Below are 25,790 nucleotides of genomic sequence, written 5' to 3' on the forward strand. Positions count from 1 at the left end.
TTATTCGTTTTCTAGGTGTTTGATTAAATCGTTTAGCTTGTCTATTTGAAGTTGGAATTCCTCTTCTCTTGGAGTTCCTCTGACTTTTTCAAGTTTTTCCAAAAGTTCATCCCTTTTGGTTATTGCTAGATTTATTCTATTGTCAGGCATTTTTTAATCCTCCATTGTTTCCTTTAAGTAGTCTACTGCTTTGATGTCTGCTGGAATCCAATTGACTTCGTCAAGTTCCGCTTTTGTGAGCCATTTGGCATCGTTGTGCTCGAGAAGCTTTGGAGTTCCTTCAGTAATAATTGCTTCAAAGCAGGACATTTTAAGATAAAAAGTAGGATATTGATATTCAAGGTCCAGAGCGAATTTTGTGGGTTTGATTGTGCAGTCGAGCTCTTCTTTGATTTCTCGGATTAGGGCTTCCTCTTTGGTTTCGTTTGTTTCTATTTTTCCGCCTGGGAATTCCCACATGTTAATGAATTCACCGTAGCCCCTTTTGGTTGCTAGGATTTTATTGTCCTTTTTAATAATAGCTGCAACGACATTTAAAGTTTTCATTAGTATTCTCCTTTGGTTAAATATTTGGCAGCTTACGTTATAAAGATTATACTTGATTTAAATAAAAGCAGGATTATATATATAATTGGTGTTCAAATGGATAAAAATAAAATTATTATTATAGTGTTGATTGCTATTATTGCTATTTTCGCATGTTTAATTGCATCTACATTAATAAGTCAAGGAAACCAGGACAATATTATTACAGTTGATGGAATAACATTCAACACAACTAATGCAACAGATTTCATGAAAAAAGGTGAAAAAAATGAGACATATTACCATATCGATTATTACAGTAGTGAAAATGGAACTGGAAAATCTTATGTAAATATCCTCGATTTTAGTCAATTTAGTGATTCACAAAATAACTTATTCGATAACATGCTAAATTCCCATAAAAACGCTCCATCCCAGACAATTAATGGCATAATCGTGTATACAGAATCTGTAACTACTGGAGAGGATGTTGGTGCGCCAGTATATGTTTCATTTATTAAAAATAATGATTTGAAAAAATTAGTTATAGTTGGATCTCGCGATGCAAATGAAACCGCCAAGATGGCCTCTTCTTTAAAATTTAATTAACATGATTGATTTTAGGAGACATATCTCCTAAACTTCAATATTAATAGAATTATAACTTATTTTGGATTAACACTAACATACACCAAAGGAATCAAACCATTATTAAATAACAATGTCTTAAGAGCTTCTCTAATGAATTTTTCTAAATCATCTTCATCAGCCCCTTCATTTCCAGGAGTTAATGAAAATGCACCTACAGATGGAATAATTTTATTTGATTCAAAAAATTGTTTAGGTTTATTTCCAGGATATAATACATAAGCCCCTTCAGTTTTTAGAATAGAATCCTTATATGTGTGCATCTTATAAATATCCCCATCTTTAAAGACATAATCTTTTTCTTCAAGAGAATCTCTTTCATCAATTTCTTCATCTAACTCTTTATCAGATTTAACAATACTATAAAAATTAGCAATTTCCAATTCAGAGCGATATTTTGCATCAAAATGAATATAATTTACATGTTTGCCAATTTTAACACGTAAAGTGTAATCCGGCCTAAATGCAAGGGAATACGACCTATATTCAGACCCCTCTGAAAATCTTAAATTGTAAAATAGCTCAACATCAATTTCTTGATCATGTAAAAACAATTTGAATTTTTTACGAGACCTTTTCCCTCTTTTAATGCTTATTGACCAATTGTCTTTATTAATTTCAAATACATCTTCAAAATTAATCTTATTAACACTCATATCATTTAAGACTTTCAATAGCTTGAAGTAACACCAATATTCATACAATTCAGATAGTTTTTTCTCAAATCCTTTAAACTGCTCATTAACTTCATCCCAACTTAACCTAAATGAGAATTCAAGCATTAAAAAGTATTGGAAAATTTCCCTATAACCCTCTTTTTTCTGTAAAATCTGTGAATTGAACGGAACATACTCCATTGCCGAAATATGATTGAAAAACTTAGCGGACAAATAATATTCGATTTCATCCCCAAATGACAATAACTTATCTTTAATGTAGCCCTCTTTGGATGTTTCAAGTAATTTTTCAATTAAATCTCGTACTAATTCTAAAAAATATTTGAAAAATCTGTTTTCAGGAATGTCAATGACATCTTCATGTTTAATTTGTTCTATTTCACGAGGAATATATCCATTTAATTTGCGAACAATTTCAAAATCAGCGTCTGATTTGAATAAGTTATTTGGTCTTGAAACAATATTTTTAAGAGTGTTCTGATTAACATTTGAAGCAAATGATAGTGGAACAGTTTCCACATGGTTTTTAAGCTGTGAATGTAAGTTTTTAGTCAAATATTCAAATATTGATGGTAAATTCTCCTGTCTGAAAAGATATTCTAAAAACATGAAATCTTCATAATAGGTTTCTTTCTGTCTTAAATCAAGCTCAAATTCTTGATACAAGGGGGATTTGACTTCAAAAATCAAACTTAATGCATGTTGTGACAAATCAGCAATCATTGCAGAATATTGATTGAAATAGTCTATTTTTTTGGATCTAACTTCAATAGGAATTTTAATTGAGTTAATGTCATCCTTTCTAACATCTAAAAATGATTTTCCAACATAGCTTCTAAAATTAAGTGTTCCGGCAATTTTATAGTTTTTATCATCACCTAATGTGAATCTGAATGGTTTAAAATGATTATCATTGATTTTTGTTAACGAATATAAAATATCATAGCTTGCATTGGCATCTTTAGATTCAAATAATATTTGATATTCAGTTTCTTCTAAAAACATTAGCTTAGCGAAATTAGCACCAATATCCGGACAATATTGAATTGGAGTCATATTGTCTGGCTCGTCAACAATCGGAATATTCACTAACCTTAATGATTGCGAGATGTTAATGTTGGATTCGAAATCGCCCACATAATCAAGAGAACTGACTGTTAATGTTCCAATTTCATTTGAATCTTCATCAGTCAAGTGAATAATAACTTTTTGCTCAATCATTTAAATCTTAATTAATAAATGAAACATATCTTTGATCTGACAATACTTTAGACATGTTTTGGAGTTTTAAAGCGGAAGTTACATACCTTGAATTGTCATTGTTAATGTTGAAGTTTTTAGGAGATTCATTTCCATTTCTCTCAACTAAACAAAGGTTGAATAATCCTTTCAATACAATTCCAATAGCTTTCTCAGAACCATGTAATTTTGGAAGGATTTTTTGCTTTATTTGAGCATCAAAATATCTTTCCCAATTTTTCCATTCATTCGGTGAGTTTTCATATCTCCATGCAACAACCATGAATCTTAAAATTTCATTGATCACTCTAAAACCAAAGTCAAAACTTGAGTTCTTTAATATCTTTTGGAATAATGTAAGTTCATTTGCTAAAATATCCCATAAACTTTTGCCATTATATGAAATATCATCCAAAATTTCTTTTAAATCCTCAATATTTAATTCAGAAATATCCGAATCCAATAGAGGAGATTGGAGATAGTTAATATCACCATCAAAATCATCATCATTTGAATCCGAAGCCATGTAATCCTCAGCAAGTAATGTATCAAACTCTAGGGTATTTGCCCTATCTAACACTTTTGGTGAAAACATGTAAGTAGTTTCATCAACATTAACAGTACCTATTATGAAAAGGTTATTCGGAAGTGTTAATGTTTTATTATTACCATATAAAGGGATTTCTTCACCACTTTCAATAGCTGAAAGGAAATCTGAGAAATATCTCTCCACATGTGAAAGATTCATCTCATCTAGAATTAAGAAATAAGGATTTTCAGAGTCTTTTTGAGCTTGTTTGATTAATTCATAAGCCGGTGTTGATTGATAATCATTTGTAATAACATTATGATAACCTATGATATTTGTATTGTCTGTCCAATTAGCACCAACAGGTAAAATCTCATAAATTAAATTGGGATAATGTTTATTCGGAGTGATATTTTTAAATAATTCAGGATCTACTTTAATTTCAACTTTCACATCTTTACCATCATTTTTTTTAAGATATTCCTGTATTTCTTCATCTTTATCATAATATAATTTTCCTAAAACACGAATTTTAGCAGAATATAATTTGCCGTCGACAAGTATTTCTCCATTCAACCAACCTTTTGGGAATAATGTGTAATTATAATAATCAGTACTTAATGTCCATTCAGGTTTTTTACCATTATTATCATAAGAACAACTATTTGAAGTTTGTGAGACAATTATTGGACTTTCAAAATCATCAATATCATTATTAACAAAATTATTTACTAATTCAGGATTAATTTTAAAAGTATATGACTTATAATTTTTATGCAATTCTTTAAAATAATTTTTTAACTCTTCATCATCATATTGTAGTTGAACTTGAAGGTATACTTTACCATTTGCCGGCATATCATCAATAAGAATATCAAAATTGCCTCCAAATTCATTAATAGGAATATACTCTTTTATAGACTTCCGCTTAAGAGTGCCCCAATTCTCATTCCATACTGAATTAGTTAATGACATTTCAACTTCCGGAAAAGTAGAAATAAATAAAAATTGAGCAAACAATTGTGCCAATTTAGTCTTTCCAGTCCCTGAATTTCCAGTCAATATCTCAAATGGCTTTACTTTTAAAGACAAAAGATAATTTTCTATCAACCCCTTATCAAAATAATAACCATTAGAAATTAAGTATTTATAAAATGAATCTTCTTGTAAGTTATTTTCTGACATATTAAAAACCTGCTTAAATCAATATTTCTAAATGAAAACAATTTTTCATAATTAATACAATTTATATACGAACCTCTATTAAAAAATGACTATATTAATTAATAAAAAATTTGAGTTTAGAATATGACACATTAAAAATTTCGGAATATGTTGTTGAAATGAAGAATGGAGGCACACCTCGTAGGAATATTGCAGAATATTGGGAAAATGGGACAATTCCATGGTTAAAAACTGGTGAAATTAATAATTCAGCAATTTTAAATAATTCGGAATATATAACTGAAGAAGGTTTAAAAAATAGTTCTGCAAAATTATTACCAATAAATTCTGTGATAATGGCTTTATATGGGAAGGGAACTGCTGGAAGAGTGGGATTATTAAAATTTGAAGCAACAACTAATCAAGCTTGTTGTGCAATGATTTGTGATGAAGAAATTAAGTCAAAATATCTTTATTATTATTTGTTGTCAATTCAACCCCAAATTGAACTCTTAGCAAATGGATCAGTACAACAAAATTTAAGTAAAGATATAATTGCGGATTATGAAATTAAAGTCCCAATTAACAGTCAAGATTTAAAAAATATTGTTTGGATTTTAGAGCATATTGATAAAAAAATTGAAACCAATAACTCATTAAATAAAAATTTAGATAAAATATTAGATTTATTATTCAAAGAACATTTCATTGATAATTTTAACAATGATAATGCTGATTGGAAAATTAAAAAAATTGGGGAATTACCATTAATTATCACAGATTACGTGGCAAATGGTAGTTTTGCATCCTTAAAAGAAAATGTATCTATTTTAGATTATGAAGATTATGCTTATTTTATAAGAAACACTGATTTAAAATCTAAATGCTTTGAAAAATTTGTTAATAAGCATTCCTATAATTTTCTGAAGAAATCTTCATTGTATGGTAATGAAATAATAATATCAAATGTAGGGGATGTTGGATCGGTATTTTTATGTCCTTTCTTAGATAAACCAATGACTTTAGGAAATAATATGATTTTAGTTAAATCTAATGATGATGCTATTTATCTTAATTTTTATTTGTTTTTATTATTCAGATCAAATTTTGGACAATATTTGATAAGTACAATTACTGCAGGTTCTGTACAAAGTAAATTTAATAAAACTGAATTTAAATCATTAGAATTAACAATGCCAGATGATGAATTAATAATTAAATTCAATGAATTTGTTTCACCAATATTTGATTATAAAAATAAAATATCTGATGAAATTGCAAATTTGACAAAACTGAGAGATACTTTACTTCCTAAGTTAATGTCTGGTGAGATTGATGTCTCGAAGATAAATTGTGATTTTAAAAATTATATTACTAATTTTTTCAAAACACTTCAAATAAGATTAATAGAGGTGTTAAACATGAAAACAAAAATAATCTCAAAAATCCAAAATCAAATGAAACCTTACCTAAATCAGGGACAATACCTAAAATTAACAAATTCATTATTAAATTCGCTTCAAGATATAGATATCATTGACAAGAATAATGAATTGAGTGAAATTGATAATTTTAAATTATTAAACCTTTTTTTATCTGCAAAACAAGTGGAAGGATGTTCGGATAAAACAATCACATATTACAAATCCACAATCGAAAAAATGTTGATGAAAATTAAAAAACAAGTATACAACATCAACACGGATGATTTGAGAAAATATCTTTTTGACCACAAAAATGAAAAACAATCATCAAAAACCACAATTGATAACATTAGAAGAATATTTTCCAGCTTCTTTTCCTGGCTAGAAGATGAAGACTACATAATTAAAAACCCAGTAAGAAGAATACATAGAGTAAAGACCGGACGAGTAGTAAAAGAAGTATTAACCGATGAAAACCTTGAAATATTAAGAGACAATTGTGAAGAAATAAGAGATCTGGCAATGGTCGAATTATTAATATCCACTGGAATAAGAGTTGGAGAACTAGTAAGATTAAATATTGAGGATATAAATTTTTACGAAAGAGAATGTATAGTATTCGGAAAAGGAGAAAGCGAAAGAATTGTATACTTCGATGCAAGAACAAAGATACATTTAATAGAATACTTGCAAAAAAGAAATGATGAAAATCCCGCATTATTCGTTTCACTAAACAAACCCTATGAACGGTTAGGAATCAGCGGAGTTGAAACTAGACTAAGGGATTTGGGTAAAAAATGCAATATCAATAAAGTACATCCCCATAAATTTAGAAGAACAATGGCAACAAATGCAATCGACAAGGGAATGCCAATAGAACAAGTACAAAAATTATTAGGGCATGTGCAAATCGATACAACAATGCAATACGCAATGGTAAACCAAAGTAATGTAAAATTAGCACATAGAAAATTTATTGGATAAATTATTGTTTAGTTTTGTAAGAATCCTATAAAATAATAATATAACAATGTTATTATTAATGTGAATAAAGCTCAAATTAATGTTAAAAATACAAAATAAGAACAAATAGGTATTTTTGAACTGAAAATATAAAAAGAAGAATAACAGTACAAACTGTTATTCTAAATCACAATTTATCTTCGAGACATCAATTTCGCCAGACATTAACTTGGGAAGTAATGTATCTCTTAATTTAGTTAATTTTCTAATTTCTTTTTCATTTATTTTCATATCTGCAATAATAGGAATTAATAATGAATCCAAATGAGATTTATCTTCATCATTTAGTAAAATAAATTCAAATGCTTTTAAATCACGCATTCTAATTCCTTTTTGAACACTACCACTAGCTAATGATTTTGCATATTCTTGAACTTCTTGACTTAATAACATAATAAATAAAAATTCAGAAGAAACTAATTCATTTGGTCTCATTGTAAATACTGATTCACTTATATTCCAATTTGTAGGTTTTTCATCAATTAAATGAACTCTACCTATAGTTCCTATTCCTGAAAATAACAAATCACCAACTTGCAAATCTGATCGTTTGTTAATTTTAACTAATGCTTCATCAGTTATGGAAGCACATTTATCATCTAAAACAATAGAATTATTAGCCATGTTTTTAATGGTGACATAATAATTATCTCCTTCACCTAAAACAAAGTTTTTACGAGGATTTAAACCCGTAGCAAATTTAGAAGTAACATCATCTAAAGTTACATATTTCTTGACATCATATGATTCTACTTTATCCATGTAAAATTCTTTAAATAGAGCTCTGGATAATCTAAGTAAATTTTTATTTATTTTTTTGTTAATCTCAATTTTTTTATCAATATTTGTCAAAACTGATAATATCTTTTTTTGATCAACAATATTTTTAGGAACAGGTATCTCAAGATTTCTCAAATCTTTTAAAGGTAAAATTAACTGTGTTGTTCCTTTTGATAATGATTTTATAATTTGTTTTCCAATTGGAGAATTTAAGTAATAATACAACCATAATGATTTGATTTTATCATTTGTTTTAAAAATTGCAACACTACGCTGAAATGTATAATTATTTTCATAATTTTTGATTATTGCAGTTCTACCAATAGTTCCCGCAACTGTTAAAAGAACATCATAATTTTCTAATTTGTAATTTTTATGGATTTTATTAAAATCGTCTTCAGAAATAATCCTCGAATTATCTTTAATGTGTACATTACCATCAAGAATGTCTTTAGCACTTAATAAATATTTTCCAGATTCTTGATTACTATGAGTTCCATGAGTTCCATCAGTAATGTAAGTACAATATTTATCAGATGAAATTAAATTAAATTCTAAACTCAAATTTATCACTCCTTAACTAAAAATTCTAAATTCAAATCTAGAATTCAAAACCAATCTCCTTTAAACTTTGACGAATCTTAGCTTCAAGTTCATTAGATTCTTTAAATAGTTCATCCAATTCCGAAGTTAATGTTTCCATCTTTTCTTCAAATGGAATTCCATCATCTTCTTCAGGTTTAAAACCTACATAACGACCAGGAGTAAGGATAAAATCGTGTTTTTTAATCTCTTCCAAATCACTGACTTTGCAGAATCCTTTTTCATCTTCCAAAGTTCCTTCTTCGAATTTAGTGAAAGTGTCTGCAATCAACTCAATGTCCTCATCAGTTAGCTCACGAAGTTTCCTTGAAACCATTGTTCCCATTTCACGTGCATCAATGAACAAAGTTTTTCCTTTTTGTTTCTTATCACGATTCAAGAACCATAAACAAACCGGAATTCCTGTTGTATAAAACAATTGTGTTGGCAATGCTACAATACCTTCCACCAAATCATCTTCTACAATGGCTTGCCTTATTTTTCCTTCACCGGAAGTGGTTGAAGACAATGATCCATTAGCCAAAACAAGACCGATTTTACCTTTTGGTGACAAGTGATGAATCATGTGCTGCATCCATGCGAAGTTTGCATTTCCTTTTGGTGGAATTCCATATTTCCATCTTAAATCATCTTGCAGTTGTTCCTGACCCCATTTTTTAAGGTTGAATGGTGGATTCGCCATTACATAATCCGCTTTAAGTGTAGGATGCAAATCATTTAAGAATGTGTCCTCCTGATGTTTACCCAGATCTGCTTCCAGTCCTCGAATAGCCAAGTTCATTTTTGCCATTTTCCAAGTTGTAGGATTTGATTCCTGACCATAAATGGATATCTTCTTAATATTGCCGCTGTGATTTTCTATGAAGTTTTTGGATTGAACAAACATTCCTCCAGAACCACAGCATGGGTCATAGACTCTTCCGTTGAATGGCTTTAGAACTGAAACTAATGTTTTTACAACACATGCTGGAGTATAAAACTCTCCTGCCTTTTTACCTTCAGTTTCGGCAAACATACTCAAGCAATACTCATAAGTGCGTCCTAAAATGTCTTTTTTATCTCCCTTTTCAGACATCTGCACATTTGTGAATATGTCAATAACTGCACCCAATTTCTTTTTATCGAGTTCCGGCCTTGAGAAGTTTTTAGGCAAAATTCCCTTAAGGGATTTGTTTGAATCTTCAATGGCTTTCATTGCATTATCAATGGTTAACCCGTTTTCTGCAGTATTTGCCTTTTCAGCAATTTTAGACCAACGGGCTTCAGGTGGAACAAAGAATACGTTTTCTGATATGTATCCATCTATGTCCTCTTCAAATCCATCCCCTTCGTCAACTAATTGTTGGTATCTTTCTTCAAATTTATCCGATAAATACTTTAGAAAAATTAAACCCAAAACCACATGTTTATATTCGGCGGCATCCATTGAACCTCTCAATTCATCAGCCGCATCCCAAATTTGCTTTTCAAAACCTATTTCACTAATATTATCATTTGCCATTTAATCACCTATGCAGATTCATCTACCCATAATTCGCATTGTGCTATAACTTTTTCTAAAGCGAATTCCATATCTTTTGGAGGATATTTGTATTTTTTAAGTAATTTTTTTACAGTCATTCGCATTTTTGCTCTTGCAGATTCTTTTTTCTGCCAATCTATAGTCCTATTTCTTCTTAAAGAATCAGTTAATTCCTGTGTGAGTTTCACTAAAGTTTCATCATCATAGAAATCATGAATGTTTTCCGGAAGTGCAATTGCATTGTAAAATGCCAATTCCTCTTCTGTTAATCCCAGCTCTTCACCTTCCTTGTGCGCATCACGTAAAAGTTTTGCAATTTTTATCAGTTCTTCAATAACCTCATCATTAGTAATATGGCCATTGACATAGCTATTCATTGTTTCTTTTAAAAGATCTGAAAATTCCTCCGATTTAACAATATTTGTACGTCTGTAAACCTTGACTTGGTCATTGAGGAGTTTTTCTAAAAGGGAAATGGTTAAATTAGAAGATTCCATTGCACGAACCCTATCTAAAAATTCAGGGTCGAACAATGACACTTCATCACTGACATTAATGACATTAATTACACCCGTACTTTTAATTGACTGGTTGAGCAATTCTGTAATCTGTTTGTTGATTTCATTAAGAGATAATTTCTTATCAGAAGAAACCTTGACAATGACAGTCCTAACGGCCTCAAAAAATGCAGCTTCAAATCTTTCTTTTTCTTTTGCCCTGCTTCTACATAGGGATAACCATTTTTTAAGTAGCAATGCTTCCTTTAAAAACAGTTTTTTGGTTTCTTCACGAGACAAATCTTCCATGAAGTTTACGCCGCTAGAAATTACCTGTGATCTTTCAAGGTCGCTTTCGCCAAAGAATTTCGTATAGTCAAATCCATGGAACAGATCACGACATACTTCTAATTTTTCTTGGAAGTTTGGATAAGCAATTTTATCAACATCCATATCCCCATATTTCTTTTGATCTCTTTCAGTATATTCACTCATTGCTTTTTTGAGTTCGGATGCGATACCAATATAATCGACAATAAGCCCGCCTTCTTTTCCTTTAAATACCCTATTCACTCTTGCGATGGCCTGCATTAAGTTGTGCCCTTTCATTGGTTTATAGATATACATTGTTGCAAGTGATGGAACATCGAATCCCGTAAGCCACATATCAACTACAATAGCTATTTTCATTGGATCTTCATCATCTTTAAATTTAGATTCAAGTCCTTTTTTATAGGATTTATCACCAATGATTTTATACCATTCTTCTGGATCTTTGTTAGAACCGCTCATCACTACTTTAACTTTTTCATCCCAATCAGGACGCAGCTCCAATATCTTTTCATACATTTTTATTGCAATTGACCTGGAATATGCAACAATCATTGCTTTTCCTGTTAATTCATTCTTACGATTATCCTCATAATGTTTTACAATATCGCTGCAGATATCATCGATGATTTCGGGAGCGCCAAGCAATGATTCCATTTTACTTAGTTCATGTTTACTCTTCTCAATATTGTACTCTTCAGCCTCTTCCCTTAATTCCCAATATTTATCATCAATTATCTGTAAAACTGATTCATCTAACTTAATATCTGCAATACGGCTCTCATAACTTATTGGTACTGTCGCTCCGTCTTCTACAGATTGGGTCATATCGTAAATGTCAATATAATTTCCAAAAACTTCCCTAGTGCTTTTATCTGACTTTGAAATTGGAGTTCCAGTAAAACCAATATATGTGGCATTTGGAAGTGCATTTCTGATTCTTCTCGCAGCACCTATCCTTATCTCACCAGTTATTGGATTGACTGTCTCTTCAAGACCATATTGGCTGCGGTGCGCTTCATCAGATATTACAATGACATCATCCCTCTCAGTCAGAGCCTCATCGTAATCATCAAATTTTTGCATTGTTGTGAAAAATATTCCATTAGCTTGTATATTATTCAATAAATCCTTTAAATTTTTCATGCTGGTCGCTTGCTTTGGAGTTTGCCTTAAAAAATCACTGCATTTACTGAATTGTGTAAATAATTGATCATCCAAATCATTACGATCGGTAATTACAACAAATGTTGGGCTTTCAAGGATTTGCTGGAGCTTATTAACATAAAACACCATCGATAAGCTTTTACCACTCCCTTGAGTATGCCAGAATACGCCGGCCTTGTGGTCACTATTAATGGCTTTTAATGTTGACTCAACAGCCTTATTGACGGCAAAATATTGATGATATGCACCTAAAATCTTAACTTTTTTAGTTGAATCATTTGAGAATGTAATGAAATTTTTTATAATATCAATAAATCGATTTTTTTCAAATATTCCTTCGAAAAATGTTGTAAAATCCGCCCATTGTGTTGTTTCATAGCTTCCATCAGTAGTTTTCCATTCCATGAATCTGTCTTCATTGGCTGTGATTGTTCCTGCTTTTGAAATGGACATGTCGCTCATGACACAAAAGGCATTATAGTTGAAAAGAGTAGGAATAACTTGCATATATTTTTTTAATTGAGTATATGCTTCAGAAGTATCTGTATCATCACGAGCGGGAGATTTTAATTCGCATACCACCAATGGAAAACCATTGACAAAAACAACAATATCCGGTATTTTTGTTTCAGAATCAACGACTGTCCACTGATTTATAACTGTAAATAAATTTGAATCCAAATCATTGAAATCAACTAGTTTGACATGAGTGGATTCTTCCTTCCCGTTTTTCCAATAACTTACATTAATACCGTTTTGAAGATACTCCATGAAAGTATTGTTCTTATCTTCAAGTGAACCGATACCAAAATCCTGAATGGTTTCAATAGCTTTATCGACTGCAGATTTATCTAACGATCGATTAATCATATATAAATTCTCTAAATCATTTATAAAAAGAGGATTCTTATAATCCCTATCAACATCTGGCCCATAATAGTGATTATATCCTAAATTTTGGAATAATTCGATTAGGGCATTTTCATATGCTTCTTCATTATAAAATGAAATATTAACCAACTCCTTTCAATAATATGAGCAAATATCAATATTAATTAATAATAAGTTTATAACAAGTAACTATTAAATTTAATTAATAAAGAAAACTATTACTACCTTAAAATAAGAACAATACCAAGAATACCATTATTGCAATTAAAGGCAATGTTGATTTAAAAATTATAAATACACCTAACTTACATATAATATACTAACAACATAATAAAAAGGAGGAAAAAATGAAGAGAAAATACATAATTTTATCATTAATTTCCATCTTATTTTTACTAGCATTAACAGCAGCCAGTGCAACAGACAACAACACTGAAATGCAAAGCGTTGATGATTCCAGTTTAAATATAGAAATAAATGATAAATTAGAATCAGGTGGCGGTTTTAGCAGCAGCGATAGTTGCGACAGCTCCAGCAGCAGTGAAAGTAGTAGCAGTAGTAGTAGTAGTAGCTCCAACAGTGAAATTAGTTATGACCTCACTGATGATTATTATGATGATGATTACGATGACTATTACGACGATGATTACGACAATGATAATGTTGATGAAACTCCAGAATATGATGGAGAATTCGAAGTTGAAAACATAAACATGAAATATGATTGCTGGGGAAAAGAAATAACCGTCTGGTTAAAAGACAATGAAGGAAATCCCCTCATTTTAGGAGATGACATGGTAACACTTCACTGGAGCGATGGGACAAAAATCAAATTATATGATAATGATATGGTGAACCTTGAATCAATAGCCGAAGATTTATATTATGGGTATGTTAATGAAGATGTGTATTATGACTGGTTATATGATGATTCTTATGACTGGGAAGGATATTCTATCTATACATATAAACCTGTTGGAACTTATACTGTAACAGCAGTTTGCAATGATGATTATTACAATATCAAACCAGCAACATTCGCCGTTAAAATCACTAAAGGAACTGTTAAAGTAACCCCTAAAGTTTACCATATTGCAAAAGGAGGCTATGCAACATTAAAATGTAAAGTCATGGACTCTTACGGCCAAGAAGTTGATGAAGGAACTGTAACTTTCAAAATCAACGGCCATTCTTATACTGTGAAAGTGCGAGATGGATGGGCTACTAAAAAAGTGAAATTAAACAAAGCAAAGACTTATAAATACACAGCAACATTCACTGGAAAAAACTACTATTCCAAATCTGCATCCAGTAAAGTATATGTTTATAAAACCAGTAAAAAAGCCAGAACTTTCAAACTTGGGAAATACAAAATTGTGGTTCCATTAGCAAAATATAAGAAATTAATTAATGCCAAAAATACCAATAAACTAATAAGTTACTCTTTTTACACTGGTAAAAAAATCACACAAAAAGTAAAAATGGGCAGCAAATGGAAGACCAAGAAAAAAGTGAAAGTTTACATCAACATAGATTATGGTGGAAAAACTGGTGGACAATGTGGTGTTCCTAATAAATATTCAATGTTTACATTCACTTATTATCAAACCCCAGGATATGATGGTTGTAAACCATGGTTGACCGCACATAAATCTAGAGCATTAATTTCTAATCTCTAATGAAACCATAAGTTAAAGATAGAATTTAACAATCCATGTTGAATATATCTTAATGGTACTCAAAAAAGAGTACCTTCATTTTATTTTTTTTTAAACAGCAAAAATTAATATTACTCATCAATAAGACCTATTATTTTGACAAATAACTAGAATACTAATTTTTAATTAAAAGAAGCAAAATAAAAGACAATACGATTTGAAATTAATATTAAAAAAATAAAAGTTGAATAAATTAATTCAACTAATACTCTTCATCCAAACTAGATTCACTATAATCCGAATCATCATAGTCATCATAATAATCAGAACTGCTACTACTGCTACTATAACCTGAATCAGAAGAATAATCAGAAGAATCATCTGAATAATCATAATCGCTGTAATCATCATAATAGTAATATGAATTATCATATCCATCAGAATAGCCAGTTAAATAGCCAAATTCAGCAGCCCTCATCATGTCCTCTTCGGAATACTTATTGCTGTTATTGGTAGTATTGGCATTATTTGAAACGGTCGGCTGTGAAGCTGCAGTTGCGTTTACAACCTCCTTGGGATTTCCAAACTTGAGGCTGTCCACCATGTGTTTCAGGATATCCATATTTTCGCTTGCTATGAACACATTGTCATGTGTCTGGTTGTTTGAGATATAGACCATATAGTAGTGTGTTCCGTTCACCGTATTTTCCCTGAGGTCATAGTTCTTGTATTTTTCAACGCTGGCAGATCCGTTCATCAGTGCATCTCGAGCCATTGCAAGGCCTACTGCCCCTGCAAGATTAGGATTCTCAGCGCTGTTGAATGATGTCAGCGCTGTCTTTTTAGACGCTGATGTATACATTCTTATTCCGTGACCCTGTTCTTTCCAACTTGCATCATCCGCTTTTGGAGCATCGATTGTTGTTCCGTTGCTTAAGGCAAGTGTCTGGTATTCGACATTGTTTAAAAGCATATACCCTATTCCAACCGAAAGGGCCATTATGAGAGCAACCAATGCTATAATTATAATCTTTTTTTCCTTCTCCATCAAATCACCGCTATTATAATATTGTGTTTAAATGACTATAAATAATTCGCATCAAACACTAAACAAAAAAAGAAAAAAAGAGAATAATGAAAATTCTCTTGAAAAAAAGCTATTCTTCATTGCCATTATACATTTCCATTACAAAATCATAGCTTTCCTGAAGATCCGGAAGGTCAATGACAATGTCATCTTCTGTCAAGCCGGTTCCGTTAAGGTAGTATATGTTTCCTCCGAATGACACGTCACATTGGTCGAAGTATGCATGTTCGCTGCTTGACATGACTTCATCACCGTTGAACAGATATTTTACGTCAAAGGTTGGAGTGGAATTGTCTGCAATCTCATACTCTTCGGTAAGGTTGGTAATGTAGTTGTCTACCCCAAACATTTCTGTTCCGTTGGTTAGGTTGTATTCGGCTTTTCCGTCTACAACAGGTACGTAGACGACATTTCCGTTCCATTCCCCTTCATTGGTTCCGAACTGGGAAGTGTTGAATGTGCCGTCATCATTCTTTTGGATATCCTTGAACTCGATTATCATTAGCTGTCCTGTTTCGTTAGTGCCGTTGCAGTCGATTATGATTGTTCCGACATCGCTAGCCTCGCCGCCGAGGAAGTCTAAAAAGCCGGCTGAACATGACCCTACGCTGACAATGGCAATCACTGCTATTAAAGCAATCATTAGTATCCTATTGGTTTTCACATTTATCCCCCTTTTGAATGGATTTGCAATCGATGCCATTCGCCTTAAATGGCGCCAGATAAAGTTTAAAGCATGAGAAATGCACATTTTAAAATTTAAAAAAAAGTAAAAAAAAGATATTATTTTTCCGCCAGGGTCCAATAACATCTTTTAGGGGAGACGATTGTTTCGTCCTTTTTCAATTCTTTCATGATTTTGTCAACTTCTTTTTTCTCGACACCGGAAATTTCGCTTACCTTTTTTGCATTCAAAGGATCTTCTGAAGACCTGAATGCCTCAATGACTTTTTCTTTATCATCCATATCTATCACCTAATATGTTTTATAAGAAACTTGAGCTTTATATGGAGTGTATCCGCTAATCAATTTTGTGGAGATGTGTCCGCCGCCGTTTCCCTTAACGGTTTTGGTTTTTACCTTGCCCTTCTTGTTTTTGAAGAAGAATTTCGCTTTAACCAATTTGGTGTGGTGAGGCTCGATGTCCCCGTTAAGGCCGTTTCCAAGATACCATGCAGTCACTCCTGTTCCCTTGTCGAACTGCATGTTTCCCTTATATGTAACATAACCGGCTATAACATCACCGCCTTTAAGTTTAGTGGCTTTAGGCGCCCATAACACTCCAGGCTTGAAGTTATTGATTTTAACTGTTACTGTCTTTGTTGGGCTGGTCTTTTTTGCAAAGCCCGCAAGGGAAAATCCATCACCCTGAGCGGAGACAGCGCCAACAACGAACAACGCACATAGCAATACTAAAAGTATCATTATTGTCTTTCGATTGAAAATCATAATATCCCTTATCTAATAGTTTGGCATTCCCCATATAATAATGATACCATATTTAAATAACAATACCTCCAAAATATGAAATAGGTGAAAAGAAAATGAATTCCAAAACAATAATCATAGCTGCGATAGCTGTCATACTTCTCGTTTTGGGCGGTATCGTATTTACGCAAGGCTCCGGACCGGCATCCGAAAATAGCACTGCAACTGATATTCCGCTTAAAAGCGCTGATTTGAAGTATTTCGAGATTAAAGCGCCGCAAGATTCAAATTTTACTATCAAAAACAAATTTAACGAAACTGACAAGGGAATGGTTTACTGGAAAAACACCGGAAACTTCTCAAAAGAGGTTGAAGGAATAATAATCAACAAAAATCTGACTGACCAGCTGATTCCCGAAAGCATGACCCTTCTGACAAATGACTCCACAGTCAGGGTTTACGAATCAAACGGAGGCTATGAGATCGTCAAAACCCAAAACGACACCGACATCATACTGGTCGGAAGCAATCTGCATGTCCTGAACGAGATGATTTCATCAGCTAAAATCAAGGATACCAAAAACATCACTTCCCCTGCAGTCAAAAAGGTAAACAAGACCCCTGTCGAAAATGCAATCGACAAGAATAAGGAAACCAAAAAAGCCGTCAAAAAGAATGTGGAAACCACTAAAGACACTAAAAAGAACGTGGAAACTACAAAAGATACCAAAAAGAATGTGGAAACCAAAAAAGTTGAAACAACATCCGAACCTACCCTCAAAAAGACCAATGGCCAGATATATATCGGCGGAGGAATCTTCAAGACAGGTTCAAGTTTGGATGCAAAAACAAATGCCAAAATCTATATTGATGGCGGAAACCCTGGGGAATCCATTAAAATTAAAATCAAGTATTACCGTGACGGCAATAGCTTGAACAAAGGAAATCTTGTAACAAAAACTATCGGTGATGACGGATATATCAACATCAACAGTGCAGACTCCTACAAATATTATCCGGATAAGGCATACATTGAGCTGTACGATTTAAACGACAATCTGCAGTCAACACAAACTGTCACATTAAATCCCGATAGCACTACACAGTATTTCTAGGGGATGACAAATGAAGTTTACTCCAAAACTTCATTTCCATCTTCATCTATAACCGGTTCTATTTCATGACCATTTTCATCATAGTAGGTATCTTCACTTCCGCCATCGTCTGAACTGCTTGGCGGTGTGTAGGATTGGCTTTGATATGAGCTTGAGCTATATGACTGACTTGATTGAGTCGGAGCGGTATCAACAGTGTCTGTTGTGTCATCCGCAGTAGCATTATCTTCTTCTGTTTGCTCCTCATCACCATCAGGACCAATTATCTTTAATTTTTCAGAAACGCTGCATGAACTATAGTTGCCATCTCCGGCAAATGTTGCCTCAACATCATAGCTGCCTGCGCTTACATTGGTCAGCTTGACATTGGCTACGCCATTAACATATGTTTTGGCTGTCTTATTGAATACGACCTTGCCTTCAGAGTCTTTAAGGGTTATGGTAATGTCCTTATCCTTCAATGCGACTCCATCGTCATTCGCCAATTTGACATCAATAGTTCCGTTTTCGGAAACTGAGCCGTTTCCAAGTATGCTTATCCTACTGTAACTGGAATCTTCAGCATTTGAGAAAAGAAGTATGAAAGTCGCCACAATAACTATTATAACAACGATTCCTGCAATAATCAGTATCCTTTTTTCATCCATTTAATCACCATTATTATGATATTGGAAGTGAAATAATATAAATTATTAAGTTTTTAAAAAAAGAAAAAATGGAATAGTCATATTATTCCATTATAAAATCGCCAATCACACTTTCGTCATTGGTTGAAATTACAACCAACTTATCGTTTTTGGCATAATTGAAGACTGAAAATTTGCCCTTATGTGCCAAATAGCCATTAACATCATTGATGGTTTTTGCATCTCCACCTACACTTTCAGCAACCTCATCAGTTACCTTATGATTGCCATAGTCAGCAACAAGCATTGTGACGATGGTGTTGCCTTTTTCATATAGTTTACCGTTGGTGACGTATGTTATTCCAGATTGTTCATTGGTCTTGTTTACTGTTTCATGATTTGGATCTTCGCTAAAGCCTGCAGGAATGTTGAAATCTATTCCGTCGATTGTTACGGTTTCATTCCCACCGCCTCCAAACATTGACCCCAAGTCAAATGCGGATGCAGATCCTATTGCAAAAATTGCAATCAAAATCAGAGATATGCCAAATATTGCCTTTTTGTTCATTAATCAATCACCTCTCCAGAGAGTGATTAATAATATATGACTTTATCAAAATATATTTGCCGATAATCTGCAGGGGTTGTCTGAAAACTAATCCTTTCCCATCACTCCAATGAGCAGCGGCATGTCATTTGACTTGATGGTGACCAGGTATTTTCCTTCCTTATATGAAAAAGAGTAGCTTTTGCCGTTTTTGTCAACCAGATATCCTTTTACCGACCCTATCATTGTCTTTTCGGCCTTGATTTTCTTGGTGGATTTCACCTTTTTGATTTTCCCGTTTTTCTTCACTGTGATTTTCAGCTTGTCCTTGCCATGCTTGAAAAGCAGTGAATCCTTTTGCTTGTCCTTCAGCTTGTATTCTACAGGAACGGTGAAATTGATTCCGTGCAGCGTGTAGTTTTCCACTTCCTTGAATGCAAAATCCCCTTCGGAGGGGGTGAATTTTTCGCCTGATACGAATCCTACAAAAAGCAAAATCGCCAGGATTGCAATCAGATACCTGAGTTTCATATTACTAACTATTCAGGCAAGATGTAAAAATACTTTACTGAAATTAAGTTTATCTAAATCTGAATGAAAATCATTTAATTTAGGCAAATAAAAATAAGTAAATCTTTAAATAATAGCTTTTTACATAATATACATTGTAACACACTCCCGTGTTACAGCTAAAAAAATTATTTTAGTTTAAGTTCTAAAGGATCCTTTATCCTTTAGGCTTAATACCATGCTGTTTTTTAAAAAAAAGATAAAAAAAGACAATTAGTTAATTATCTTTTCCAAATATGTGTCGTCAGGTGCCTGCAGAACAATGACTGAATTGTTATCCTGGAAAGCGAATATTGAATATGTATCATTGTTCCATTTTATGCCGTCATGACCTGCTATTGTTGCATTTTCACAGGAGCCGTCATCTGAAATGAAATTGTAGATGGTCTCATTGACATTATCGCTTGAAGATAATGAAATGGTTATCATGTCATGATTTGAATTTGTGAAAAATTTAACGTTTTGTGAATCGTTTTTTTCAGATACGTTAACGGACAACATGTCAATTGCTCCAAAGCCCTTTGGAATAGTGAAGTTATAGTCTCCGACAGTGACGTTTGTATCGCTGTCAGTGAAATTGACGTCGAGCTCTGCAAATGAGTCCAACTCATTGAGCATGTCCTCAAAGCCGCCTGTAGCGCTAACTGCACCGATAGCCAAAAGCAACACCAACAAAAATATTAAATATTTTTTCATATTATCACCTCATTAAGCCGGGTATGGTTTGTTACTTCGACAATAATGGCGTTATTGCCTTCAACATAACCGAAACAAGTCAGATTATCCTTTGTGTAGTTCCAACCTTCATGGCCGTTGATTTTTATTTTGGATGCTCCTTCCTTGTACAATTCGTCAAGGGACATTCCCATCCAATCGGAAGCAACGGTGATTATGATTTCGCCACCATATTCATTGATGTAAAAGCATGTCTGGCCATTAGATCCCAAATCCTCAAACTCCTGGCTGGATTTTGCTTCGCCAAAGCCAAATGGAATCATAAAATCGACGCCATGAAAATTTATTTTACTTGTTTCATTCAAATAGTTTACATTTTCATCTGCACATACCGGTGCAAGCAAAATAAAAATTATCAAACCAGCCAAAACAGCATGCCTAAAATTCATAATCCACCTCTAATTTAAGATATATATTTAATGTATAAATAACATTAACTATTATTGATGTGATAAATATGAGCGAATTTTTCAGATTTGAAGATGAAGGCAGGGATTTTCCATACTACAAACACAATCCGAAAATTTCAAAAACAGCATGGATTGTCCTGCTTCTTACAGTGCCTATTGCTTATTTGACCTATGCAATTACAGGAATGGAAAACGAGATTTTAGGAAGTTTCCTATTCTGTTTAATCATGTTGGTCCCGCTTCTTTATTTTTCCAAATGGGATTACTCCCTGATATTTAGAAAGCCGACCAGGCGTGAAATAAAATTGGCCGTGCTTCTTTTTATAGGATACATGATTTATGCGCTTGCCCTCGGAGGAGTTTTGGATATGATAGGCCAGGGCAGCACTTCAACAGTCGAATCCATGGGCGTAGACATATATATGATGATTGGACTGATCTTTTCAATGATGGGCGAGGAGCTTATGAAATTCATTCCGCTCATGTTTCTGATGAGGGCAGTATACAAATTCACCGAGAACCGCAAGCTGGCCGTCATAGCATCTTCAGTAATCATCATGATATACTTCGGACTGCTGCACTATGACGTGGGCACCACACTTCTTTCAGTATTGCTTACACAGGGGCTTGGAACCATTTTTGAGCTGTACGGGTATATAAAAACCAAAAACCTGTTCGTGCCATATCTATGCCATCTGTTTACGGACGCTTTCATATTCATATTCGTTTTATTAGGATTTTAAGGTGATGAAAATGGAAAATAACGCGCTTGCAAACGGAATACTGTCATTTATTATCCCAGGACTTGGCCATGCACTTCATGGAAACACAAAAAAGGGAATCATGCTATTCATAGGAATGCTTATTGTCCATGCGGCAATCTATTATCTTGCAAACAACATTTTGGGAAGCGGAATTTCAACCCTTTACCATCTTTATGCTGGATATGATGCATACAAGAATTACTGAAAATTACTGATTATTAAATGGACAGATACATTAACAAGTCATTTATTTTTGAAATTGATATATAAAAGAATTAAATGGAATTCCTGTTAAATAATTTTAGATAGTTAATGACAAGATTGAATTAAATTGAAACAACAGCAGACACCAGGACTGCAATTATGATTATCAAATCGATAATTATCTCAAAGCTTTTTGCAGTGGTGAACAACTGTACAATACCGATAACCCACATGACAATTAAAACACATGGAAGCAAGTATTTGATAATGAAAGACCATGTTGTGCCGACTTTAAAGGTAGAGTGCTCATTTAAAGCAGGCAAAAAGTGTTCAACACCATAGAACCATGCAAATATAATACATTGAACACCGATTAAAAGCAAAATACCGAATTCGTTGACAAATGAATCGATGATTCCAACAAGATAGCTGCTGATTCCTGTTGTTAGGATCAATGAGAATACACAGCCGATTATACATAAGATTGTGGCTGTTTTTTTACGGGACCAGCCTAATTTTGCAGAAGTGGAGTTCAACATAGGTTCGAAGAATCCGAGCGCAGATGTAACTCCAGCAAAGAGAATTGCCAAGAAGAGCATTGGAGCCAAAATACGTCCGATAGGACCCATAATGTTGAAAATCATTGGGAATACGATAAATACCAGACCGGTACCCTCGGTAATCAACTGAATCATAGGTGTACCATTGGTAAATGACATGAATCCTAAAATTGAAAATACACCAAATGCAGTACATATTTCAAAAGCGGAATTGGATGCAACAACAATCAGTACATTATCAATCAATTTGGAGTTTTCAGGAAGGTAACTTGCATATGTAAGTGCGATAGCCTGTCCCATACTCAATGAGAAGATGATTTGAGCAAATGCCGCAAGCCAGATATCCACATTCCAAAGCATGCTCCAGTCAGGAGTCAGAAGGGTGTTGATACCGATGCCTGCACCAGGCAATGTCAATGCATAAACAATAATGATGCCCATTATCACAAAGAGGGCAGGAATGAGAATTTTGGAAACCTTACCGATACCCTTGTCCACATTCCTATGGGAAATGAACCATAGAATAACCCATAAAAGCAAAACGCAAACTGTGGTAGGTATCAGAAGGAAGCTTGCATTTGAAAGGTTGGAACTTCCCCCTACAGTATTAACGAAGTATGCTGCAGTATCGGTTCCCCAGTTGAATGTGAAACTGCTTAAAAGGTATACTAAATCCCAACTTAGAATTACCATATAATAAATTGTAACAACAAATACAAATAGAACCAGAATCCAAGCGATTATCTCAAACTCCGGCTTGATTTTTCGCATGATTTTTGAAAAGGATTCCTTGAATGAGAATCCCACACCGTATTCTAGAATTAAAAAAGGAATTCCCATAATAGCGATTGCGGTAAAGTAAGGAATGAAAAATGATCCCCCACCGTTAGAATAAAGCACATAACTGAAACGCCAGATATTACCAAGACCGACTGCCGCCCCAATCATTGCAAAAATAAATGCTAATGACGAATCCCATTGTGCTTGTTGAGTCATATATATAATTTTGTAAAAATGTATATAATAAACCTTTACATATTAATTTGTAATGAATGCATTTGACAAATTTTTGATGGGAGACACAGCAGGCATTAACTGGTGCTTTGAAAATCGCCACTTCCTAGACCGGCTGCAAGAAAACGGAATATCAAGACAATATGTTGTGGATTGCCTTATGGACGAAGAACCTATTAGCTGGGAGCGAGTGGAAGGCAATACATATGCTGCAGTATTTGAAGCCCCGCTGAATAAGGACTATAAGGAAATCAGAGTGTTGATGGCCTGCAGCGGAAATTCGATTGACCTGATAACAGTAATGAGAAACAATGAAACAACAACCAGTCGCCAGAACAGGCAATACCAGTCAGATAAAAAGAAAAGTTTAGAAAAAAAGAAACAGAAAGCTTATTCTAAAAGAAAATGGTAAAGTGAATGAATCACTAAACCTTTTTGAAATTTAAATAATGGGTTATTCCGATTCTAAAGAGAATTGAACCGGTAGCTCCACCAGCCTTACCTGCCCTTGCATCCTTCAAGAGCTGTGCAAGAGTCAGCTTTTTGACGTTGTCGTCTGAGTGATAGGTCTGAATACCTGACCAGATTACAGCGCTTTGTGACTGTTTTTTGAATGTGCTTACCACTTTGGTAATCCAGGATGTCTTTTGATGGTAATTTCCTTTGTATACCATCGGAACGATTACGTCAAGATATCTTCCCATTACGGAAACGTCCTGACCATAGTAGTAATGCATCATTGACGGTTCGGGCATCACTGCAGCTGAAACTATGCAATTCGGCTTGATTTTGTGAATTCCCACACTAGCTTTCTTGACGAAATAATTGATTGATTTTTCAGGGTTTTTATACAGGTGGGCAGTTCCTCCAAATCTTACATAGTCAAAGTGAATTCCGTCGATTCCTTTGATTTTTGCATATTTTTTCGCTTCGGCAATCTTTTGATTCAAAAAGCCGTATCTTAATGTGCCGTCCTTGTTCATTGGTCTGATCCATTTTCCTCCGGAATAGCATATCTGCATCCACAGATGGACTTTCATTCCATATTTGTGTGCCTTTTTGGCAAAGGACATGACTGCGGATTTTCCATGAACTGAAATTGCATGGACGTGCAGGAAGATATGTTTGGTTCCCAATTTGGAAAGCTTTTTGAGATTTACGCTGTACATATGGGAAGACCAAACCCAATAACCGTTTCCTTTGGCTATAGGAGCTTTCACCTTGATTTTGGATGAACCGCTTGAAGACAGATAAGGCGCATTCTTGGTGAATGAAAACTTGACCTTATAGGTTCCCTTTTTAAGGCTGAAGTAAGCGTATGCATAACCTTTCTTTGTGGTCTTTGCAGTGTATGTCTTTCCGTTGACCTTGAAAGTTACAACCTGGCCTTGAACCGGCTTTCCGTTTGCATCAAGAAGACGAACGATAAATACGTTTTTCAATCCCTGACGGTAGTTAATGTTCTTATCGTAAACCTTAACTGTTGTCTTTAAAGGAGACTTGACAGTTATCTTGCTGGTACCATTGCATGCAGTAGTATTTTCATCGCCCGCATAGAAAAAGCCAACATTATAGCTTCCTTTTGCAAGCTTGACGCTTAAAGTCACCTGCCCTTTTGCATCTGTAATCCTTTTGTATAAAACATCATTCAATGTAATGTTGACGTTTTTTCCTTCCAATGGCTGACCATTGGCGGTTAATTCTGCAACGAATTTTGTTGAAAAAGTCTCATATCCAACTACATTTGAAGCGGATATTGTGGAATTTTGAACAACTGTCGGATTATCCTCAACGACAGATGAATTGCCGTCAGCATTCGATGAATCATCAGTTACTTGCGAATCGTCGACATTTGAAGAGTCATCAACTTCATCAACCATTATCGAATCCGCATCATCAACAATCTCAAGATCGGTGACGTTTTCATTAGCGCAAACCGCAGAAATTGAGATTAATGAAAGGATAATGATTAGACTCAATATTATTCTCTTTCTCATTTTTATCATCACACATTATTGAAATTGATATAATTTGTTATTCCATATCTGAACAG

At 33.5% G+C, this 25,790-nt stretch carries 25 protein-coding genes and 1 pseudogene; 8 read left to right on the top strand and 18 right to left on the bottom strand.

The genetic code is table 11. The features are described from left to right. Together QZU81_RS04570 and QZU81_RS04575 are read right to left on the bottom strand one after the other, a co-directional pair. A complete protein-coding gene (locus QZU81_RS04570; protein ID WP_295589653.1) occupies nt 1-150 on the bottom strand; it encodes a hypothetical protein in 150 nt (49 codons plus the stop codon). 3 nt (nt 151-153) lie between these two features. Beyond that, nucleotides 154-546: a (deoxy)nucleoside triphosphate pyrophosphohydrolase gene (locus tag QZU81_RS04575; protein ID WP_295589655.1), complete on the bottom strand. Its 393-nt coding sequence runs from the start codon at nt 544-546 to the stop codon at nt 154-156. Nucleotides 547-642: 96 nt separating this feature from the next. On the opposite strand from QZU81_RS04575, the gene QZU81_RS04580 reads away from it, so the two are divergent. Continuing rightward, the gene (locus QZU81_RS04580) at nt 643-1,134 is read left to right on the top strand and encodes a hypothetical protein (RefSeq protein WP_295589657.1); all 492 of its coding nucleotides are present in this window, start codon (nt 643-645) and stop codon (nt 1,132-1,134) included. A gap of 56 nt (nt 1,135-1,190) precedes the next feature. Here QZU81_RS04580 and QZU81_RS04585 read toward each other — a convergent pair whose 3' ends face one another. Continuing rightward, nucleotides 1,191-3,071, bottom strand: a complete 1,881-nt coding sequence (locus QZU81_RS04585) for a DUF2357 domain-containing protein (RefSeq protein WP_295589659.1) — start codon at nt 3,069-3,071, stop codon at nt 1,191-1,193. A 7-nt stretch (nt 3,072-3,078) separates the two neighbouring features. Then, the gene (locus tag QZU81_RS04590) at nt 3,079-4,803 is read right to left on the bottom strand and encodes an McrB family protein (RefSeq protein WP_295589661.1); all 1,725 of its coding nucleotides are present in this window, start codon (nt 4,801-4,803) and stop codon (nt 3,079-3,081) included. Between the two features lie 158 nt (nt 4,804-4,961). Between QZU81_RS04590 and QZU81_RS10915 the strand changes: the two are divergent. Together QZU81_RS10915 and xerA are read left to right on the top strand one after the other, a co-directional pair. Then, nucleotides 4,962-5,978 (top strand): annotated as a pseudogene (locus QZU81_RS10915) (restriction endonuclease subunit S); the annotation flags it as partial. A gap of 225 nt (nt 5,979-6,203) precedes the next feature. After that, nucleotides 6,204-7,190: a site-specific tyrosine recombinase/integron integrase gene (xerA, locus tag QZU81_RS10920; RefSeq protein WP_369333910.1), complete on the top strand. Its 987-nt coding sequence runs from the start codon at nt 6,204-6,206 to the stop codon at nt 7,188-7,190. Nucleotides 7,191-7,346: 156 nt separating this feature from the next. Here xerA and QZU81_RS04600 read toward each other — a convergent pair whose 3' ends face one another. From QZU81_RS04600 to QZU81_RS04610, 3 genes are read right to left on the bottom strand one after another with little or no spacing between them, the layout of a single operon-like run. Continuing rightward, nucleotides 7,347-8,573 (bottom strand): restriction endonuclease subunit S, encoded by a 1,227-nt coding sequence (locus QZU81_RS04600; protein WP_295589665.1) that lies wholly within the window; start codon nt 8,571-8,573, stop codon nt 7,347-7,349. Nucleotides 8,574-8,610: 37 nt separating this feature from the next. Next, nucleotides 8,611-10,113 (bottom strand): class I SAM-dependent DNA methyltransferase, encoded by a 1,503-nt coding sequence (locus QZU81_RS04605; protein ID WP_295589666.1) that lies wholly within the window; start codon nt 10,111-10,113, stop codon nt 8,611-8,613. 8 nt (nt 10,114-10,121) lie between these two features. Further along, the gene (locus QZU81_RS04610; protein WP_295589667.1) at nt 10,122-13,148 is read right to left on the bottom strand and encodes a type I restriction endonuclease subunit R; all 3,027 of its coding nucleotides are present in this window, start codon (nt 13,146-13,148) and stop codon (nt 10,122-10,124) included. Nucleotides 13,149-13,366: 218 nt separating this feature from the next. Between QZU81_RS04610 and QZU81_RS04615 the strand changes: the two genes are divergently transcribed. Continuing rightward, entirely contained in the window at nt 13,367-14,698 is a 1,332-nt protein-coding gene (locus QZU81_RS04615) for an Ig-like domain-containing protein (RefSeq protein WP_295589669.1), read from the top strand. Between the two features lie 241 nt (nt 14,699-14,939). On the opposite strand, the gene QZU81_RS04620 is transcribed toward QZU81_RS04615, so the two are convergent. The 4 genes from QZU81_RS04620 to QZU81_RS04635 all read right to left on the bottom strand — a co-directional run bounded on the left by QZU81_RS04620 (nt 14,940) and on the right by QZU81_RS04635 (nt 17,213). Continuing rightward, on the bottom strand, nt 14,940-15,725 hold the full coding sequence (locus tag QZU81_RS04620; RefSeq protein ID WP_295589670.1) for a hypothetical protein: 786 nt from the start codon (nt 15,723-15,725) through the stop codon (nt 14,940-14,942). Between the two features lie 109 nt (nt 15,726-15,834). Then, nucleotides 15,835-16,428, bottom strand: a complete 594-nt coding sequence (locus tag QZU81_RS04625) for a hypothetical protein (protein ID WP_295589671.1) — start codon at nt 16,426-16,428, stop codon at nt 15,835-15,837. Between the two features lie 119 nt (nt 16,429-16,547). Continuing rightward, complete coding sequence (locus tag QZU81_RS04630) at nt 16,548-16,730, bottom strand: MarR family transcriptional regulator (RefSeq protein WP_292827181.1); 183 nt, start codon at nt 16,728-16,730, stop codon at nt 16,548-16,550. Nucleotides 16,731-16,739: 9 nt separating this feature from the next. Next, entirely contained in the window at nt 16,740-17,213 is a 474-nt protein-coding gene (locus tag QZU81_RS04635; RefSeq protein WP_292853104.1) for a hypothetical protein, read from the bottom strand. Between the two features lie 95 nt (nt 17,214-17,308). Here QZU81_RS04635 and QZU81_RS04640 point away from each other — a divergent pair, with 95 nt between their 5' ends. Further along, nucleotides 17,309-18,307, top strand: coding sequence for a hypothetical protein (locus QZU81_RS04640; protein WP_295589673.1), 999 nt, complete (start codon nt 17,309-17,311; stop codon nt 18,305-18,307). Nucleotides 18,308-18,324: 17 nt separating this feature from the next. On the opposite strand, the gene QZU81_RS04645 is transcribed toward QZU81_RS04640, so the two are convergent. From QZU81_RS04645 to QZU81_RS04665, 5 genes are all read right to left on the bottom strand, one after another. Continuing rightward, nucleotides 18,325-18,954, bottom strand: coding sequence for an Ig-like domain repeat protein (locus QZU81_RS04645; protein WP_295589674.1), 630 nt, complete (start codon nt 18,952-18,954; stop codon nt 18,325-18,327). 82 nt (nt 18,955-19,036) lie between these two features. After that, on the bottom strand, nt 19,037-19,501 hold the full coding sequence (locus tag QZU81_RS04650) for a hypothetical protein (protein WP_295589675.1): 465 nt from the start codon (nt 19,499-19,501) through the stop codon (nt 19,037-19,039). An 87-nt stretch (nt 19,502-19,588) separates the two neighbouring features. Beyond that, nucleotides 19,589-20,011: a hypothetical protein gene (locus QZU81_RS04655; protein WP_295589676.1), complete on the bottom strand. Its 423-nt coding sequence runs from the start codon at nt 20,009-20,011 to the stop codon at nt 19,589-19,591. A 252-nt stretch (nt 20,012-20,263) separates the two neighbouring features. Next, nucleotides 20,264-20,746, bottom strand: a complete 483-nt coding sequence (locus tag QZU81_RS04660) for a hypothetical protein (protein ID WP_295589678.1) — start codon at nt 20,744-20,746, stop codon at nt 20,264-20,266. Continuing rightward, complete coding sequence (locus tag QZU81_RS04665) at nt 20,743-21,174, bottom strand: hypothetical protein (RefSeq protein ID WP_292853090.1); 432 nt, start codon at nt 21,172-21,174, stop codon at nt 20,743-20,745. The genes QZU81_RS04660 and QZU81_RS04665 overlap by 4 nt, the downstream gene beginning before the upstream one ends. 68 nt (nt 21,175-21,242) lie before the next feature. Here QZU81_RS04665 and QZU81_RS04670 point away from each other — a divergent pair, with 68 nt between their 5' ends. Together QZU81_RS04670 and QZU81_RS04675 are read left to right on the top strand one after the other, a co-directional pair. Continuing rightward, on the top strand, nt 21,243-21,938 hold the full coding sequence (locus tag QZU81_RS04670) for a type II CAAX prenyl endopeptidase Rce1 family protein (protein ID WP_292853088.1): 696 nt from the start codon (nt 21,243-21,245) through the stop codon (nt 21,936-21,938). A 10-nt stretch (nt 21,939-21,948) separates the two neighbouring features. Next, nucleotides 21,949-22,164, top strand: coding sequence for a DUF6677 family protein (locus QZU81_RS04675; protein ID WP_292853086.1), 216 nt, complete (start codon nt 21,949-21,951; stop codon nt 22,162-22,164). 121 nt (nt 22,165-22,285) lie between these two features. Here the strand turns inward: QZU81_RS04675 and QZU81_RS04680 are convergent, their stop codons facing one another. Then, nucleotides 22,286-23,719, bottom strand: a complete 1,434-nt coding sequence (locus QZU81_RS04680; RefSeq protein ID WP_295589679.1) for a sodium-dependent transporter — start codon at nt 23,717-23,719, stop codon at nt 22,286-22,288. A 52-nt stretch (nt 23,720-23,771) separates the two neighbouring features. Here QZU81_RS04680 and QZU81_RS04685 point away from each other — a divergent pair, with 52 nt between their 5' ends. Continuing rightward, entirely contained in the window at nt 23,772-24,149 is a 378-nt protein-coding gene (locus tag QZU81_RS04685; protein WP_292853082.1) for a DUF4258 domain-containing protein, read from the top strand. 13 nt (nt 24,150-24,162) lie between these two features. Here QZU81_RS04685 and QZU81_RS04690 read toward each other — a convergent pair whose 3' ends face one another. Beyond that, nucleotides 24,163-25,734, bottom strand: coding sequence for a putative glycoside hydrolase (locus QZU81_RS04690; RefSeq protein ID WP_295589681.1), 1,572 nt, complete (start codon nt 25,732-25,734; stop codon nt 24,163-24,165). Nucleotides 25,735-25,790 lie beyond the last annotated feature (56 nt).

Source organism: uncultured Methanobrevibacter sp. (assembly GCF_902770715.1).
Classification (GTDB): domain Archaea; phylum Methanobacteriota; class Methanobacteria; order Methanobacteriales; family Methanobacteriaceae; genus Methanocatella.

Bases quoted from the DNA above. Each gene is read 5' to 3' on its own strand.
- QZU81_RS04570 (WP_295589653.1), bottom strand. From the start codon at position 150: ATGCCTGACAATAGAATAAATCTAGCAATAACCAAAAGGGATGAACTT.
- QZU81_RS04575 (WP_295589655.1), bottom strand. From the start codon at position 546: ATGAAAACTTTAAATGTCGTTGCAGCTATTATTAAAAAGGACAATAAA.
- QZU81_RS04580 (WP_295589657.1), top strand. From the start codon at position 643: ATGGATAAAAATAAAATTATTATTATAGTGTTGATTGCTATTATTGCT.
- QZU81_RS04585 (WP_295589659.1), bottom strand. From the start codon at position 3,071: ATGATTGAGCAAAAAGTTATTATTCACTTGACTGATGAAGATTCAAAT.
- QZU81_RS04590 (WP_295589661.1), bottom strand. From the start codon at position 4,803: ATGTCAGAAAATAACTTACAAGAAGATTCATTTTATAAATACTTAATT.
- xerA (WP_369333910.1), top strand. From the start codon at position 6,204: ATGAAAACAAAAATAATCTCAAAAATCCAAAATCAAATGAAACCTTAC.
- QZU81_RS04605 (WP_295589666.1), bottom strand. From the start codon at position 10,113: ATGGCAAATGATAATATTAGTGAAATAGGTTTTGAAAAGCAAATTTGG.
- QZU81_RS04615 (WP_295589669.1), top strand. From the start codon at position 13,367: ATGAAGAGAAAATACATAATTTTATCATTAATTTCCATCTTATTTTTA.
- QZU81_RS04620 (WP_295589670.1), bottom strand. From the start codon at position 15,725: ATGGAGAAGGAAAAAAAGATTATAATTATAGCATTGGTTGCTCTCATA.
- QZU81_RS04630 (WP_292827181.1), bottom strand. From the start codon at position 16,730: ATGGATGATAAAGAAAAAGTCATTGAGGCATTCAGGTCTTCAGAAGAT.
- QZU81_RS04635 (WP_292853104.1), bottom strand. From the start codon at position 17,213: ATGATTTTCAATCGAAAGACAATAATGATACTTTTAGTATTGCTATGT.
- QZU81_RS04640 (WP_295589673.1), top strand. From the start codon at position 17,309: ATGAATTCCAAAACAATAATCATAGCTGCGATAGCTGTCATACTTCTC.
- QZU81_RS04645 (WP_295589674.1), bottom strand. From the start codon at position 18,954: ATGGATGAAAAAAGGATACTGATTATTGCAGGAATCGTTGTTATAATA.
- QZU81_RS04650 (WP_295589675.1), bottom strand. From the start codon at position 19,501: ATGAACAAAAAGGCAATATTTGGCATATCTCTGATTTTGATTGCAATT.
- QZU81_RS04655 (WP_295589676.1), bottom strand. From the start codon at position 20,011: ATGAAACTCAGGTATCTGATTGCAATCCTGGCGATTTTGCTTTTTGTA.
- QZU81_RS04660 (WP_295589678.1), bottom strand. From the start codon at position 20,746: ATGAAAAAATATTTAATATTTTTGTTGGTGTTGCTTTTGGCTATCGGT.
- QZU81_RS04665 (WP_292853090.1), bottom strand. From the start codon at position 21,174: ATGAATTTTAGGCATGCTGTTTTGGCTGGTTTGATAATTTTTATTTTG.
- QZU81_RS04670 (WP_292853088.1), top strand. From the start codon at position 21,243: ATGAGCGAATTTTTCAGATTTGAAGATGAAGGCAGGGATTTTCCATAC.
- QZU81_RS04675 (WP_292853086.1), top strand. From the start codon at position 21,949: ATGGAAAATAACGCGCTTGCAAACGGAATACTGTCATTTATTATCCCA.
- QZU81_RS04680 (WP_295589679.1), bottom strand. From the start codon at position 23,719: ATGACTCAACAAGCACAATGGGATTCGTCATTAGCATTTATTTTTGCA.
- QZU81_RS04685 (WP_292853082.1), top strand. From the start codon at position 23,772: ATGAATGCATTTGACAAATTTTTGATGGGAGACACAGCAGGCATTAAC.
- QZU81_RS04690 (WP_295589681.1), bottom strand. From the start codon at position 25,734: ATGAGAAAGAGAATAATATTGAGTCTAATCATTATCCTTTCATTAATC.